Origin of the sequence: Photorhabdus aballayi, assembly GCF_026153155.1 — a bacterium.
Lineage (GTDB): Bacteria > Pseudomonadota > Gammaproteobacteria > Enterobacterales > Enterobacteriaceae > Photorhabdus > Photorhabdus luminescens.
In genome coordinates, this window is the sequence record NZ_JAPFCD010000052.1 from 16,449 (window position 1) to 35,018 (window position 18,570).

At 50.0% G+C, this 18,570-nt stretch carries 3 protein-coding genes; all 3 read right to left on the reverse strand.

Going from position 1 to position 18,570, the window contains the following annotated elements; all coding sequences use genetic code 11:
• Positions 1–73 precede the first annotated feature (73 nt).
• Positions 74–15,664, reverse strand: coding sequence for a non-ribosomal peptide synthetase (locus tag OO184_RS19825; RefSeq protein ID WP_265380672.1), 15,591 nt, complete (start codon positions 15,662–15,664; stop codon positions 74–76).
• A 119-nt stretch (positions 15,665–15,783) separates the two neighbouring features.
• Entirely contained in the window at positions 15,784–15,930 is a 147-nt protein-coding gene (locus tag OO184_RS19830; protein ID WP_265380673.1) for a hypothetical protein, read from the reverse strand.
• A 929-nt stretch (positions 15,931–16,859) separates the two neighbouring features.
• Positions 16,860–18,302, reverse strand: coding sequence for a serralysin (gene prtA / locus OO184_RS19835; protein WP_283256356.1), 1,443 nt, complete (start codon positions 18,300–18,302; stop codon positions 16,860–16,862).
• Between the last annotated feature and the right edge of the window lie 268 nt (positions 18,303–18,570).

Here is an 18,570-nt window from a genome sequence, read left to right on the forward strand (position 1 = left end):
GGCGATTATAAGGACCTTTAACCGGACAAGTTAACTATTAATTACAACTTTTAATCCCACAATATCACTGGCATTACAACGCCTCCGCCTCACAATTCATTGCCAATGCCATGCTTAAGGTTCTAGCCAAAACAGTTTTATTTTCACTATCTTCCATCAGGCTAAAATGATCCCCCGGAACCGAGGTTAACTGTAGCGCAGAGTCAGGAATTATCTGCTCCCAGCCTAACGACGGCTCCATTGTTACCGACTGTAGCGCAACATCCGTAACAAACGGGATCTGCGGATAAGATTCCATTGCATAAAACTGATGCAGTGTTATCGCCAGAGCTTTCGGCTGATAATCCTTGACCATTTGGACATAATTTCCCATCTGTACCCAACGTTTGGCAATTAAGTCAGGACGCAGATTTGATGGGTATAATTCCAGCTCCTGCGCTGCTGCAATAAATTGCACTAAATTCAGTTCGTCCATTTTCTGATGCAATGCGGCAATCTCTTGAGGATGCTCATCCACTGATTGCCTTGCCAATTCAGCAAGGAACTGAAGTTTAGGTTGCTCGACTCGTGTCTTGAAACAGTGAGGAGCCGGTGTATCAATTAACCCCAAGAAGTTAACTATCTCTCCGGCATGCAACAGTTGCTGAGCAATGGCATAAGCCAGTATTCCGCCAGAAGAGTAGCCGTATATTCGATACGGGCCTTCTGGTCGCACCGCCTTCATAAAGGTGATCATTCTGGTCGCCAGAGCTTCAATGGTTGACACCTGTTCTTCATTGATAGCAGGCCAAGGAAGCGCATAAATCGGGTAATCCGCCTGAATATGTTGAGCCAGCCCGAAAACGTATGAGTAATCATCCATGCCGCTTGGTACGAAGAAAAGCGGCGGCTCGGTACCATCCGGTCGTACCGGTATGGCGCTGCTTTGCCACTGAGACAACGGATCTGAGGTGATCTCTGCCGCCAGTTCCGCTAGCGCCGGGAATTGGAACAGATTATTCAACGAGCAAATTAATCCCCGTTCTGCGGCCAGATTGATCATCCGCATGGCGAGCAGCGAGTGTCCACCCAAGGTAAAGAAGTTGTCATGCCGACCAATCCGTTCAACCCCCAGTAATTCACGCCAGATAGCCGCCAAGGTGGTCTCCGTTTCTCCTTGCGGCGCCTCATAGATCTGACGAGCAAAAGCATTCTGATCAGGCGCTGGCAATGCCCGGTGATCCAGTTTGCCGTTCGGAGTCAACGGAAAGACGTCCAGACGCACAAAGGCTGACGGCACCATATAGTCAGGCAACAAAGCTCTCAGATGACGATGTAATTGGCTTGCCAATCCGTTATCCGCTGGCGCCGCCACATAAGCCACCAGACGTTTATCCTGACCATCACCCAGTGCCAATACAATCGCTTCACGCACATTAGGGTACTCCGTCAACCACGCTTCGATTTCACCCGGTTCAATGCGGAAACCACGGATTTTAATCTGCTGATCGTTACGCCCTACAAACACCAGATTGCCATCTGGCAGGTAGCGGGCTAGATCCCCAGTGCGGTACATGCGAGCATCCGGTTGATCACTAAACGGATCTATCAGGAAACGCTCAGCCGTCAAATCAGGGCGGTTGAGATAGCCACGCGCGATACCCGCACCACCAATGTACAATTCCCCCACCGCCCCAAACGGCACTGACTGGCCGTGATTATCCAAGAGATAAATACGCGTATTCGCCGTCGGGCGCCCGATAGGGATCTGTACATCCGTATAGTCTGGCGGACAACGCCAACAGGTTGCACAGACGGTGATTTCTGTCGGGCCATAAGCATTAAGCAGCGTTGCCCGGCCACGTAGTGTCTGCAACAGCGCTGCACTAGGCGCTTCTCCGCCCAGTATTAACGTGGGCTTTATCGTTATCGCCGGTAAATCGGCCCCATCCCGTAGCAGAGCCGGGGTTAAACAGGCGTGTGTTACCCGCCGTTCTTCCAGATAATGCCAAAGACGCAGCGGGTCCTGACGAACGGTATCAACCGGAATGTCCAGTGTCGCTCCCGCACACAGCGCCATCATGATTTCCCAGACACTGGCATCGAAACCAAATGAGGCAAATTGCAACAGTCGGCTATCCGTGCGAATGTCAAATTGGGTGATTTTCTCCTCAATCAGATTGACCAAGCCGCGGTGCTCCACCATTACCCCTTTCGGCGTGCCGGTGGAACCAGAGGTGTAAATCACATATGCCAGATGCCGTGAAGTCAGCGCCGGGATGTGCGGGTTGTTATTCGGCTGATCAGGCAAGATCGTTGGATCAAGCACCGTTAACGCAGCAAGCGCCTGTTCGCCTAGCGCGATACGGCCCACATTATCCGCCAGTACCACTGACGGCGCCGCATCCGTAAGCATATAAGCCAGCCGATCACCCGGGTAGGATGGATCTAAAGGAACATAAGCGCCGCCCGCTTTCAGTACCGCCAGCAGCGCCGCCACTCTCGACGGTGAACGTGCTACACAAATCGCCACCCGTTGATCAGGCTCCACCCCAAGTTCAATTAACTGATGAGCCAGTCGGTTAGCATACGCGTTCAATTCTGCATAGCTGAGAGTCTGCTCTTCATATACCAGTGCCGTCGCCTCAGGATTTTTCGCCACTTGCTGTTCAAACAGGTGGTGAATGCACAATTGGTCGGAATAGGCTGTTTGCGGGCCATTGCCGATTTTCAGTAGCAGTTTCCTTTCTACTGCCGGTAAAACTTCCAACTGTCGAACCGGGGTTTCCGGGGCGTGCTCTAGCGCTGCCACCAGACTTTCCAGCGCCTGTTGCATATAACCACACACCCGCTCGGCATCAAACGGCTGGACGATTTGCGCTGTCAGTCCCAGCGCATTACCAAAATCCTCCACCGATAGCGTAAACGGATAGTTAGTCCGCTCCTGAGCACCGAGGAATTCAACACCGCTCATGATTTCATTCGACGTCGCCGACGATGCATTGTGTCGATAGTTCAGCAAGGTGCTAAACAGCGGCGTTCCTCCCTGCACCCCGCTACAACGTTGAGCCAACGCCAACGAAGCATATTCGTGTTCCAATAATCCCGCCAGCCGGTTGTGTGCTACCTGTACGCTGTCTCGTACCGAGGCATCATCCATATCCAAACATAGCGGTAAAGTATTGATAAACAGCCCCATGCCATTTTCAGCCCCCTCACCCGCCGCCATGCGTCCAAACAAGACGGTGCCAAAAACCACCTGCTGCTGTCCGCTGGTACGCGACAACACCTGTGCCCAAGCCAAATGGCACAGCGCCGCCAGACTGACGCCCAATCGCCGCGCCTGACCTCGTAAACTGTCATTTAACTCAGGGGTCAACATCCGGTGCGATTCGATCATCTGCGAACCATCATGGCGAACTTCCGCCAACCCAAACGGTAATGTTGGTTCAGTCACCTCAGCCAACATTTCAGTAAAGAAACGGGTATGTTCTGCCTGACTCATCCCTAACCGGGACTGCGCCACCAGATTGCGGAATGGCGCCGGGGCGGGCAAACTACTTTCCTGCCCGTCAAGGTATGCCTGAACTTCGTGGCTCATCACATCCAATGCGGTATGGTCGCCAATCAAATGATGCATTAGTTGCAACACAATCCAGCGGCCATCACTCTCCTGTGCCACCACAAAGCGCAACAGCGGCGCCTGTCCCAAATCAAGGCGATATTGGCGTGGGTTAAAACGTCGCGCTAATTGGTCGCTGATCGGTCCATCAACCGGATCTAATGTCAATTCCGTCACCGACAACCACACCTGACGGCAGACAACCTGTGCCGGCACAGATAATCCTTGCCAGATAAAGGCAGTCCTCAAGATGTCATGACGATTAATCACCTGTTGAACCGCCGCCAGATAACGATCTAACAGCTTCCGATCAGCAAAAGCCATTTGACCGGCTAGCAGATAAGGATCGCCTTCGTCTGCCAATAAATGGTGGAACAAGATCCCATCCTGTAACGGCGACAACGCATAGATATCCTGAATATTGGCTATCCCGCCCGGTATCTGTTCGATGATGTGATCAATTTCAGACTGAGTGAGATCAATCAGCGGTAACATTTCTGGCGTTAACACGGTGGCAGCCGGTGTAATTCTGTTAGCTGGCACGCTTTCCGCCTGATTTAGCCTCAATGTTTGCGCCAGCTCAGACAATACCGGGGACTGGAATAGATCACGTACCGCCAGCGTTAACCCCAAGTTACGCAGACGTTCAACCATACGTACCGCGAGTAATGAATGACCCCCCAAAGCAAAGAAGCTGTCATACCGGCTGATCTGCTCAATACCCAATAATTCACGCCAGATATCAGCCAGTACGGTTTCGGTTTCTCCCTGCGGCGCAGCGTAAATCTGACGGGCAAAGGCTTCCTCCCCCGGCGCAGGTAACGCCCGACGATCCAGCTTGCCGTTAGGCGTTAGCGGGAACGTATCCAGTCGCACAAAGGCCGCCGGCACCATGTAGTCAGGCAACAATCCACTCAGGTGTTCACGCAGGCTGTTAACCAACCCGTCATCCTCTGCCGCCGCCACATAAGCCACCAGCCGTTTATCCTGCCCGTCACCTAAAGCTAATACCAATGCTTCACGCACTCCGGGGTATTCTGTCAGCCGGACTTCGATTTCTCCCGGCTCAATGCGGAAACCACGGATTTTAATCTGCTGGTCGTTACGGCCAACAAACACCAGATTGCCATCCGGCAGATAGCGAACCAAGTCCCCGGTTCGGTACATTCGAGCACCCGCAATTTCACTAAACATGTCAGTTAGGAAACGTTCGTCAGTCAGCTCAGAGCGATTGAGATAACCACGCGCTACACCGACGCCGCCAATATAGAGTTCGCCCACTGCTCCTAGCGGCACGGGTTGACCGAGGGCATTCAACAGATAGAGACAGGTGTTAGCCGTTGGACGTCCGATGGGAATTAACACATCGGCATAGTCTGGTGGACAACGCCAACTGGTCGCACAAACGGTGATTTCTGTCGGGCCATAAGCATTGAATACTGTGGCCTTGTTGTGCAACGCTTTAAGCAATGCCGCACTGGGCGCTTCACCGCCCAGTATTAATGTGGGTTTTATCGTTATCGCCGGCAAATCAGCCCCGTCGCGCAGCAAAGCCGGGGTCAAACAGGCATGCGTCACTGACTGTTCTTGCAGATAATGCCAAAGACGGTGTGGGTCTTGACGAACAGCCTCATCAGGAATAACCAGAGCGGCGCCACCGCATAGCGCCATCATCATTTCCCAGACACCCGCATCAAAGCCAAATGAAGCAAACTGCAACATCCGGCTAGCGGGACAAATATCGAATCGGTCGATTTTATCCTGAATAAGGTTAACCAACCCACGATGTTCCACCATCACCCCTTTTGGCGTGCCAGTTGAACCAGAGGTGTAAATCACATAAGCCAGATGACGGGAGGTTAATGTAGACAGTTGTGGGTTGTTATCCGGTTGATCCGGCAATGAATTTGGATCAATCACTGTCTGCCCCACCAGCATTTGTTCACCTAAGGCTGAACGTCCAACGCTATCTGCCAATAAAATAATCGGTTCAGCATCAGTCAAAATATGAATCAGACGCTCACCCGGATAGGCCGGGTCCAACGGCACGTAGGCGCCTCCCGCTTTTAACACCGCCAACAGCGCCACTATCCGCGCCGGTGAACTTGCTACGCAAATCGCCACCCGCTGATCCGGCGCTACGCCCAGTGCAATAAGTTGGTACGCCAATCGGTTAGCATCAGCATTCAACTCGGCATAACTGAGGGATCGCTCTTCACACACCAGCGCCGTGGCATCCGGGGCTTTCTCCACCTGCTGTTCAAACAGTTGATGAATGCACAACTGCTCAGGGTACGCGGTTTCAGTAGCATTCCAGGTTTTTAACAACAATGTGCGTTCGGTTGCCGGCAGAATTTCTAACTGCTGTACCGGCATGTCAGGCGTCCGTTCAAGGGCATCCACCAAACTTTCCAACGCCTGTTGCATATAGCCGCATATCCGTTCTGGATAGAATGGTTGCGCCACTTGAGCTGTCAACCCTAAATCAGAACCCCCATCCTCTACCGACAACACAAACGGATAGTTGGTCCGCTCCTGTGCGCCAAGGAATTCAACACCGCTCACGATTTCATCTGGTGTGACCGGTTGGGTATTATGTCGATAGTTCAACAACGCATTAAAAAGCGGCGTTCCACTGGCTACGCCACTACAACGTTGCGCCAGCGCCAGTGAAGCGTGTTCATGTTCCAACAATCCTGCCAGTCGGCTATGTGCTGTGCGTACACTGTCCCGCACCGGGGTATCATCGATATCCAACCGCAGCGGCAAGGTGTTAATAAATAGTCCCATGCCACTATCAGATCCTTCCCCCGCCTGCATACGGCCAAACAGCACCGTACCGAACACCACTTGCTTTTGCCCGCTGGTACGCGATAGCACCTGCGCCCAAGCCAGATGACACAACGCCGCCACACTGACGCCCAACCGCCGCGCCTGACCACGTAAGCGATCATTCAGTTCTGCGGTCAGCATCCGGTGAGATTCCGCCACCTGTGAACCATCATGATGTGCTTCCGCCAACCCAAATGGCAACGTTGGTTCATCCACCTCAGCCAGCATATCGGTAAAGAAGCGAGTATGTTCTGCCTGACTGATTCCTTGCCGAGCCTGTGCCACTAAATGACGGAATGGGACCGGCGCAGGCAGGCTATCTATTCGCCCAGTGAGAAAGGCCTGCACTTCGCTGTTCATCACCTCCAACGTGGTATGGTCGCCAATGAGGTGATGCAACAATTGCAACACAATCCAACGGCCATCCCTCTCCTGTGCCACCACAAAACGCAATAACGGCGCCTGATTCAGGTCAATACGATGCCGCCGCGGGTCAAAACGTTGAGCCAGTTGGTCGCTGACCGGCCCATCAGCCGGATTAAGCGTCAATTCCGTTACTGACAACGGCGCCTGACGGCAAACCACCTGAGCCGGCGCATACAATCCCTCCCAGATAAAGGCAGTACGTAAGATATCATGGCGGTCAACCACCTGTTGAACTGCTGCCAGATAGCGGTCTAGTAACGGACGATCGGCAAAAGCCTGTTGAGTGATCAGTAGATAGGGATCACCTTCATTTGCCAATAAATGGTGGAATAAAATGCCATCCTGTAACGGTGACAGTGCATAGATATCCTGAATATTGGCAATTCCACCCGGTACTTGCTCAACAATGCGATCAATTTCAGCTTGAGTCAGATCTATCAGCGGCAACATTGCTGGCGTCAGCACAGTCGTATCCGTTGTAATACTGTTATCAGGCACGCTAATTTCACGATGCTGCGCCAAAGATTGAGCCAATACGCTTAATGTCGGATGCTGGAATAGCGTTTGCACCGATAGGCCCAAACCAATACGTCGTAAACGTTCAATCATCCTGACAGCCAACAGCGAATGACCGCCCAAGGCAAAGAAACTGTCATGTCGGCCAATCTGCTCAACATTCAATAATTCGCGCCAGATAGCGGCTAATGCTATCTCAATTTCCCCTTGTGGCGCCTGATAAGCCTGACGAGCAAAGGCATCCTCCCCCGGCGCTGGCAGCGACCGACGATCCAGTTTACCGTTAGGAGTCAGCGGAAAAACATCCAAACGCACAAACGCCGCCGGTACCATATAATCAGGCAAAATATCACTCAGGTGCTCACGCAATCTGGTCGCCAGTCCGTCATCCGCTGGCGCCGCCACATAAGCCACCAGACGTTTATCCTGCCCATCCCCTAACGCCAATACCAGCGCTTCACTTACCTCTGGGCGTTCAAGCAGTCGTGCTTCAATTTCTCCCGGCTCAATGCGGAAACCACGGCTTTTAACCTGTTGGTCATTACGGCCAACGAAGACCAGATTGCCGTCCGGCAAGTAGCGAGCCAAATCCCCGGTACGATACATTCGGGCATCTGCTTCATAACTAAACGGATCATTCAGGAAACGTTCAGCCGTTAATTCAGGGCGATTAAGATAACCACGCGCTACCCCAACGCCACCAATATACAATTCTCCCACTGCGCCCAATGGGACTGGCTGACGATGTTCATCCAGCAGATAGAGACGTTTGTTGGCGGTTGGGCTGCCGATGGGGATTAATCCCCCAGTATAATCTGGCGGGCAATCCCAAGTGGTCGCACACACGGTGGTTTCCGTCGGCCCATAAGCGTTAAACACATCGGCCCGGTCGCACAGTACCTGAAATAGCGCGGTACTCGGCGCTTCTCCTGCAAATATTAAGGTTGGTTTTATCGCTATCGCCGGTAAATCGGCGCCATCGTGAAACATTGCCGGTGTCAAACAGGCATGGGTCACCGCCTGTTCTTCCAGATAATGCCAGAGGCGCTGCGGATCTTGTCGCACTGTCTCTGTAGGAATAACCAGCATAGCCCCACAACTCAGCGCTATCATGATTTCCCAGACACTGGCATCAAACCCAAATGAGGCAAACTGCAACATTCGGCTGGTGGCGCAAAAATCAAACTGGGTAATTTGTGTCAGCGTCAAATTAACCACACTACGATGTTCAATCATCACGCCTTTTGGTCTACCGGTTGAGCCGGAAGTGTAAATCACATAGGCCAGATGCTGTGAGGTCAGTCCAAAAACTTGCGGGTTATTATCCGGCTGCTCCAGCAAGGTATTCGGATCGAGCACCGTCAGCGTCGCCAGAATGTCTTCACTCAGTGCGGCCCGCCCAACATTGTCCGCCATCAAAATAACCGGTGTCGCATCAGTGAGCATATAAGCCAGACGTTCACCGGGATAGGCTGGATCTAACGGCACATAGGCCCCGCCCGCTTTTAGCACCGCCAATAACCCAATTATTCTCGCCAGTGAGCGGGTCACACAAATCGCTACCCGCTGATCTGGCTCTACGCCCAAGGCGATAAGCTGGTGAGCTAACTGGTTGGCACGGGCATTCAATTCTGCATAGCTGAGCGTCTGGTTTTCATAGATTACCGCGATGGCATCCGGGGTCTTCTCTGTCTGTTGTTCAAACAATTGATGAACACATACCTGAGTAGGATACGGTTCTTCGGTCGCATTCAAATTCTCCAGCAATAACTCCCGTTCAGCGGATGACAAAATGTCGATAGCCGTGACAGGTTGTTGAGGCTGGTTCACCATTGCCCGCAATATGGCCTGCAAGTAACCCGCCTGTCTTTCAATGGTTTCATGGTCGAACAGGGCAGAAGAGTAGTTCAGCTCTCCAACAATTTCGCCCGCTTTCTCCGTTAATTCCAGTTGCAGATCGAATTTCGCTATATCGTATTCCAGCTCGAATGGTGTTACCGCCAATTCCGGTAATTGCCATTCCTCTGTTTCATTCTCCTGCCAAGCAAACATCACCTGAAATATTGGCGTATGTTCCGGTCTGCGCGGCGGTTGAACAATTTCCACCACTTGCTCAAAAGGCAAGTCCTGATGCTCCTGCGCTCCCAGTGTCGTCTGCCGTACACGCCTCAGCAACGTGACCACATCCGGCATACCGGACAAATCGATACGCAACGCCAATGTGTTAACAAAGAAACCGAGCAGTGGCTCAATTTCCCGTCGATTGCGGTTGGCGCTCGGTATACCAATCACCACATCATCCTGCCCGGATAAGCGCGACAACAGCGCAGCCCAAGCGCTCAACAGTGTCATAAACAGAGTGGTACCGTGCTGTTGCCCCAAATGTTTTAGGGCCTGTACCAACGGGGCATCAATGTGCACCGCTACCCGGCCGCCGGTAAATGATTGTTGGGAAGGTCGAGGTCTGTCTATCGGCAACTCAAGCAATACCGGCGCATCTGCCAGCGTCCGACGCCAGTAATCACTCTGTGCCTGTACTCCTTCACCTGAAAATACCTGCCGCTGCCAGGCAGCATAATCAGGATATTGAATGGTCAATGGCAGCAACGGATCTGGCTGTTGATTTAGACAATCTGCGTAAAGTGCAACCAGTTCTGATTCAAGTATCTTTAAAGACCAAGCATCGGAAATAATATGATGCTGAGTCAGTAAGAATATATGCTCTTCATCGGCCAGTTGGATCAGTGCGCAACGAATTAGGGGGCCACGAGCAAGATCAAACGGCGTTTTGGCTTCCTGTACACACAAGCGCTTAAATTGTTCATCCACGTTAGAGGCTTTACGCAAATCGTATTTTTTTACCGGTAGACCAAATTCCGCCGGTAACAATTCAACCTGAGGCTGACCATCTACGGTGATAAAGACCGAACGTAGCGCCTCATGACGAGCAAACAAGCGATTCAGAGCCTGCTGCCAAGCAGAAAGGTCAAGCCAGCCACGTAAACGCAGGGCTGTTGGAATATGATAGGTATCACTAACCCCCTCAAATTGCGCCAGAAACCACAGACGCTGTTGACCAAACGATAAGGGCAAGAGACTATCACGGGATATCGGTCTAATTTCAGGTAATTCATCACTGCCAGCATGACGTTGTTCGCCGATCTTCTCGGTAAACGCAGCCAGTGACGGAGACATAAACAATGCGGCCAACGGCAGGTCAACACCAAAAACCGCTATCCGGTTCATCATCCGTACCGCCAACAGAGAATGTCCGCCCAAGGCAAAGAAATTATCGTGTCGGCCGATCTGCTCAACCCCCAGTAATTCACGCCAGATAGCCGCCACTGCGATTTCCATTTCCCCCTGTGGCGCGACGTAAATTTGGCGAGCAAAGGCTTCCTCCCCCGGCGCCGGTAATGCCTGATGATCCAATTTACCGTTTGGCGTCAGCGGGAAGGCCGCCAAACACACAAAGGCCGCCGGCACCATATAATCAGGCAGCATAGCGCTCAAATGGGTGTGCAAACTGGCCGCCAGTCCGCTATCCTCCTCGGCTACAACATAGGCAATTAAACGCTTATCCTGCCCATTCCCCAAGGCCGCTATCCGCGCTTCGCGTACCATAGGATGTTCTGCCAATCGAGCTTCAATTTCCCCCGGTTCAATGCGGAAACCGCGGATTTTAATCTGCTGATCGTTACGGCCAACAAACACCAGATTGCCGTCCGGCAAGTAGCGCACTAAATCTCCGGTTCGGTACATCCGGGCATCGGCAGCATCACTAAACGGATCAATCAGGAAACGTTCTTCGGTCAGATCAGGACGATTGAGATAACCACGGGCGACACCGGCACCGCCAATATACAATTCCCCCACTGCGCCCAATGGGACTGGCTGGCCGTGGCTATCCAGTAGGTAAAGACGTGTATTTGCCGTCGGGCGTCCAATGGGAACGAATACCTCGGTATAATTTGGCGGACAACGCCAACTGGTGGCACAGACGGTAATTTCTGTCGGGCCATAGGCATTAAATAGCGTTGCTTGATGACTTAGCGCCCGTAGTAGCACAGGGCCAGGTGCTTCACCACCCAATATCAATGTCGGTTTTATTGTTATCGTTGGCAAATCGGCCCCTTCTCGCAGCAAAGCAGGGGTCAAGCAGGCATGCGTCACCGATTGTTCTTCCAGATAATGCCAGAGGCGTCGCGGGTCTTGACGAACAGTCTCGGCCGGAATAATCAAACAGGCTCCACTGCCTAATGCCATCATGATTTCCCAGACGCCAGCATCAAAGCCAAATGAAGCAAACTGTAACATCCGGCTAGCAGGACGAATGTCGAATCGGGTGATTTTATCCCGGATAAGATTGACCAACCCACGATGCTCAATCATCACCCCTTTGGGCGTCCCGGTCGATCCAGAAGTGTAAATCACGTAGGCCAGATGGCGGGAGGTCAATGCAGGAACCTGCGGGTTGCTGTCTGGCTGGTCGGGTAAGATATTCGGGTCCAGTACCGTCAATCCCGCAAGTGCTTGTTCACCCAATGCGGCCTGTCCGGTACTATCCACCAGCACTATTGTCTTCACCCCCCCAGCCGAGGCTGCATCGGTCAGGATATGCGACAGTCGTTCTCCCGGATAAGCTGGATCTAACGGCACATAGGCCCCACCCGCTTTCAGCACAGCTAACACCGCGATCACCCGCGCCGGTGAACTTGCCATGCAAATCGCCACCCGTTGATCTGGCACGACACCCAAGGTAATTAGCTGATGAGCGAGCCGGTTAGCGCTGGCATTCAATTGTCCATAGCTAAGCGTCTGATTTTCATACATCAGCGCCGTGGCATCTGGGTCTTTCTCCACCTGTTGTTCAATCAATTGATGGATACACCGTTGTTCAGGATAGGGTGTTTCAGTCGCGTTCCAAGTTTCTAGTAATAATGTGCGTTCCGATTCCGGCAAAACGTTTAGCGCCCGTATCGGCGTTTCCGGCGCTAGTTCAAGGACATCCGCCAGACTTTCCAGCGCCTGTTGCATATAACCGCATACCCGTTCTGAATCAAACGGTTGTACTACCTGAGCAGTCAGCCCCAATGTGGCGCCGCCATCCTCCACCGATAAAACAAACGGGTAGTTGGTCCGTTCCTGTTCGCCCAGAAATTCGATACCCGGCATCGCCTCATGCGGAATCATCGGTTGCTCATTATGCCGGTAGTTCAGCAGGGAGCTAAAAAGCGGCGTGCCGCCCTGTACCCCGCTGCAACGCTGAGCCAGCGCCAGTGAAGCATGTTCATAATCCAATAATCCGGCTAATCGGGTATGCGCTACCCTGACGCAATCCTGTACCGGGGTATCATCGATATCCAGCCGTAACGGTAAGGTATTGATAAACAGCCCCATGCCGCTATCAGCCCCTTCCCCCGCCGCCATACGTCCAAACAGCACAGTACCGAACACCACTTTCTCTTGTCCACTGGTCCGTGATAACACCTGCGCCCAAGCCAGATGACACAGGGTTGCCAGACTGACGCCCAGACGTCTCGCCTGCGCACGCAGGCGGTCATTCAGCGTGGGAGATAGCATCCGGTGCGCTTGTATGACCTGAGAACCATCACGATGAACCTCAGTCAGCCCAAACGGTAACGTCGGTTCATCCACTTCTGCCAACATGTCAGTAAAGAATCGGTGATGTTCTGTCTGGTCAACCCCTTGCCGAGCTTGAGCCACCAGATTGCGGAAAGGCACCGGCGCCGGTAGGTTATCGTCCTGTCCGTCAAGATAGGCCCGAACTTCGCGGTTCATGACTTCCAGCGTGGTATGGTCGCCAATTAAGTGATGCTGTAATTGCAGTACATACCAACGACCATCCGTTTCCTGTGCTATCACAAAGCGTAACAACGGCGCCTGACTGAGATCGAGACGGTATTGCCGCGGATCAAAACGTTGCGCCAGTTGATCACTGACCGGCCCGTCAGCCGGGTTCAGCGTCAGTTCAGTCACTGACAACGGGGCCTGACGCCAAACCACCTGCGCCGGAATGGATAATCCTTGCCAGATAAAAGCGGTACGTAAAATATCATGGCGGTCAACCACCTGTTGTACCGCAAATAAATAGCGGTCTAGCAAACCACGATCAGCAAAGATCATCGGGTAAGCCAACAAATAGGGGTCACCCTCTTTCGCCAGCAGATGGTGAAATAAGATACCGTCCTGCAACGGTGACAGCGCATAAATATCCTGAATATTGACCACTCCACCCGGCACCTGCTCGACGATGCGATCAATCTCAGGTTGGGTCAAATCAATCAGCGACAACATCTCTGGTGTCAGCGCAGTGGTCGCCGGAGTAATGACATTCGGCGGCACTGTCACAATCTGATTCTGCCCCAATGTTTGGGCCAACTCAGCCAGTATTGGCGATTGAAATAGGTCGCGGGCAGCCAATGTCAGCCCTAAATGGCGTAGCTGTTCGATCATGCGCACGCCGAGCAGCGAATGGCCGCCCAGTGCAAAGAAGCTGTCATGCCGACTTATCTGCTCAATACCCAGTAACTCACGCCAGATAGTAGCCAATGCAATTTCCCGCTCCCCTTGCGGTGGGGCATAAACCTGACGGGCAAAGGCTTCTTCACTCGGTGCCGGCAACGCCCGGCGATCCAATTTGCCATTAGGGGTTAGCGGGAATTCATCCAACCGTACAAAAGCCGCCGGCACCATATAATCAGGCAATCGCGCACTTAAATGTTCACGCAAGTGGGTAGGCAATTCGTTATTTGGCTCCGCCAGTACATAAGCGACTAACTGCTTGTCCTGCCCTTCGCCTAACGCCAATACCACGGCTTCACCTACTGCCGCATACTCTACCAATCGGGCCTCAATTTCCCCCGGTTCAATCCGAAAACCGCGGATTTTCACCTGCTGATCGTTGCGGCCAAGGAATTCGAGATTGCCATCCGGTAGATAACGGGCCAAATCCCCGGTCCGATACATCCGCGCATCCGGCGCATTACTAAATGGATCAACCACAAAGCGTTCGGCAGTCAATTCAGGGCGATTAAGATAACCGCAGGCCACCCCGTCACCTCCAACATAAATCTCGCCCACCCTGCCCAATGGTGCCGGCTGGCCTTGCTCATCCAGTAAGTAAACCCGCGTGTTAGCAATTGGTCGGCCAATAGGGATGTTGGTTGCTCCTGCGGCCAAAGCATCAATCCGATATGTGGTGGTAAAGGTGGTACCCTCGGTCGGTCCATAGGCATTCAATAGTTGTTGAGGCGGGTTATTGCGTAAAACTTGGGCAATCACATGGGGATCAAGGATGTCGCCGCCGACAATCAGGTTTTTCATCTGTGGAAGGACGGGAGACAATTCTGCCGCTAGCCGGTTAAACAGGCCGACGCTTAACCATAAGATATTAATTTGATAACTGTCTAATGCCTGTACAAATTCCTGTGGCGTCAACAAAGTGGTGTGGTCGATAACCACCAGCGCCCCCCCATTGAGCAAAGGGGCCCACACTTCAAAAGTGCTGGCATCGAACGCAGGGTTAGCCGCGAAAGCAACCCGGTCATTGGGTTCAATTTCAACATAGCCATTATTAATAACCAGTCGCACCACCGCGCGGTGAGGCACGATCACCCCTTTTGGGGTACCAGTCGAGCCGGAGGTGTACATGATGTACGCTGGCGCGGTACTGGAACAAGGTAACCTAGGATTAAAGCCTTCCTCCTTGTTCACGTCTGTTTCATCAGAGAGACGAATTAGCGGAACATCTAGATCAGCCGGGATATCCGCTTCTGCGCCGGTGAGCAACAATTTGGCTAAACAATCGTTTATCAACCAATTTTTTCTCTCGTCCGGTACTCCGGGATCGATAGGAACATAAACCGCTCCCGCCTTGAGAATAGCCAATTGAGCTGCCACCAACTCGATAGATCGCTCTAACAGGATTGCCACATGGTCATTCGGGCCAATCCCTTGTTTAATCAGTTGATGAGTCAGTCGGTTAGCGCGAGCATTCAATTCCGCATAACTCAGGGCCTTATCCCCTGCTATTAACGCCGTCGCTGTCGGGGTTTTCTCCACTTGTCGTTCAAACAACTGATGGATACCTAACTGGTCAGGATAAACGGTTTCAGTGGCATTCCAGGTTTCCAATAGCAGTGTGCATTCAGCCTCTGACAACAAATTAAGCTTCTGAACAGATATGTCATCACCGACCTCTTCTGACGGTACTTGCACTAATCCAGCGTCAAAGATAATTTCCTTTTTAGCCATGCTATCTTTCATCTACTTACTACCTCAACGAATCTGTTAGTTATTTGAAAACTGTCATTCTCAACAGTCATCACAAATGTTTTGCCCTTCTTTCTTTCCGCAAAGAAATAAAAACGGGCACACACCAGGTATCAATTAAGATCCTCAGACAGCACATTCTCTTGAACGCTGGCTGTAATAGCCCGGTTGACAACCGCATAATTAACAATTCTGCGACAATTATTTTCCTGATAACGGAATAAATGGTTCACACAGTGAACCGGCAAAAGATATTCCATTTTTGTTCCTATTTTTTTAATAAGCGCCTTTGATTTTGTGCAATTTTTTATTGGCTGACGCTGAATTCCATAACTAAATGAAGATGGATTTATTGAATATATTTACTGGCATGAGTGCTAAATCCTTGCGGTATTTTGTCCATTTGGAATTAATATCATATGTAAATTATTTCATAAAAAATTAAGTAGTTATAAAGACAAATTAAACCTCCCGACCCCCAATTAACACCGAATTTACGTTGATAATTCTCTGCAAAATAAACCTACCCGTATTCCAACAGGAAACAAATTTCACCATAAAAAACATGATTTATCATTTGGTTATATTAATAAATGTATATTTATACACGTAAAAATTATCAACCTGCCTGATTACATATTATTTTATAATAATCAAATTATACAACTAATGTAAACGTTAATTACATTTAACACCGATATGAAACAATTTCAAACTAAAACTAACTTCCATATATATTGTTTTGTCATAATGAAATAATACGACCAATGTATACATTAATTATGTTTAATATCATCAACAAATAATTTTAATTTAAAAATAAATTATTTTGAGATTATTTTTAAATAAAAAAATCACACAATTAATTACTTATTTAAATGTATTTGACTTATTATATAATAGAAAAATAGTAGATTAGGAACTCCAACCACATGGGCGGAAGACAGAATGCGGAAGACAGAGTACGGAATACGGAATACGGAATACAGAAAAATTACACGTCCAAACACTCAAAGTGACTAAACGAATATACCTAATAGATTTCGAGTTGCAGCGCGGCGGCAAGTGAACGAATCCCCAGGAGCATAGATAACTATGTGACTGGGGTGAGTGAAAGCAGCCAACAAAGCAGCAACTTGAAAGATAACGGGTATAACCGCATCCAGTCAGATGCGGCTGTGTTGTTGTGTTATGAAAGGATGAAATCAGCCTCTGTCAGCTGCTCTCCAACGATCTTCACCCCAAAACCATCTTGGGATAATTCTCCCCCCATATTAATAACGAAATCATTTACCTTGTTAACGCTATCATAGCTGATCACTGCTTCCCCAACGGTACCAGTGAATTCCTCGACAAACTTAATACTACCTTTCCCAGCTTCACCTAGATCGAACAATGACAAATCAATCTTATCTTCGCCGGAAATAAAGTCATGAATCCAATCACGCTCAAGAAAAGGTGATTCCCTGGCGTTCAGGTAGACAAATGTATCTTTGCCTTCCCCACCCCAAAGATGATCAGCTCCCAATCCACCGTAAATGATGTCATCACCATCCCCACCCTTTAGAGTATTATTGGCATCATTCCCTATCAAAATGTCATTACCACTGCCGCCAATCGCATTTTCAATCGTGACGCCACGGGCAATAGAGATGTTTCCTTTCAGACCACCAACATCCGAGAAAGAAGCTTCATTCAAGTTGATACGTTGATCCTGAGTAAAACCAGAGAAATCAAAGGTATCATTACCACCCGCATCCCAGGCAGTGAACACGAGTTTGCTCTTTGCATCTTTTGCAGTAAAGAAATCGCGATCGGTGTTGGAATTAAAGCCATATATCGTGTCACCAGCACGGGTAGTATTATTCGCGCCATATATTGCCTGAATGGCTGAAATATCGTTAAGTAATGGCGCAGATGAATCAATACCTTTAAAGTCCTGTCCGGTATTTTTTTCACTGAAATAACCCATAACGGTATAAGCGCCGCTATCTTCAAAATAGGTCGCCTTATTCTTGTAAGTCGGTATTACATCATCAGACGCATCATAATCAGCCGGATGATCCAACCCCAATGTATGACCAATTTCATGAGTAAACGTATGGCGGCCATAACCATTCAATTCAATATCATTTTTTAAGAAAGTACGGCTTTCCGCATTATACCAAGTTCCCACTTGTTTCAAATGCGGATACGGCATCTCAGCAAACGCATAATCCCCTGTTAAACTAAGATTAAAGAAACCAAAAGTGACATTCGCCTTACTTGCATCAGAGGTTTCGGTGAATTTAATATTGGCGACATCGGTCCAAGATTGAATTGACAGTTTTGCCGCAGCTTTTTGCTCTTCATTAAATGCTGAAAAGCCGTAAACACTCCACGGCATATTATCTGGTTCACTCTCTAGGAAATTATACGTTAATTGGAAAGTTTCAGATTTGTCATTACTCTGATGCCCCCAACGATAATCACTTCGGATTAACTCTTTCGCCGCATCTTTACTAGGCTCATGCCCAACGACAATATTAGGATCTTTACCTGGAATATAAGCCTGTAGCCAAGTCAGTACCTCATTTGCCTTTGCTGAACCATTAACTTCTTCCAAATATGAAATCTTCCTCTTTAATGACATATATTTCTCCATAAGTTCAAATCTCAAATATAAAAACCTTTTTATTTAATTAAACACCTGTCAATAAAACCTATAAGTGATGGGCTATCCCGGCCACGCAATTTAAAATCCCTGCCCATAAAAGTAACACTAAAGTTAATTGCGTAAAAAACAATTAACATATTTTTTTAATATAAACGTGATAAAAATAGCATAAAACAAATATACCTAATAGATTTCGAGTTGCAGCGAGGCGGCAAGTGAACGAATCCCCAGGAGCATAGATAAC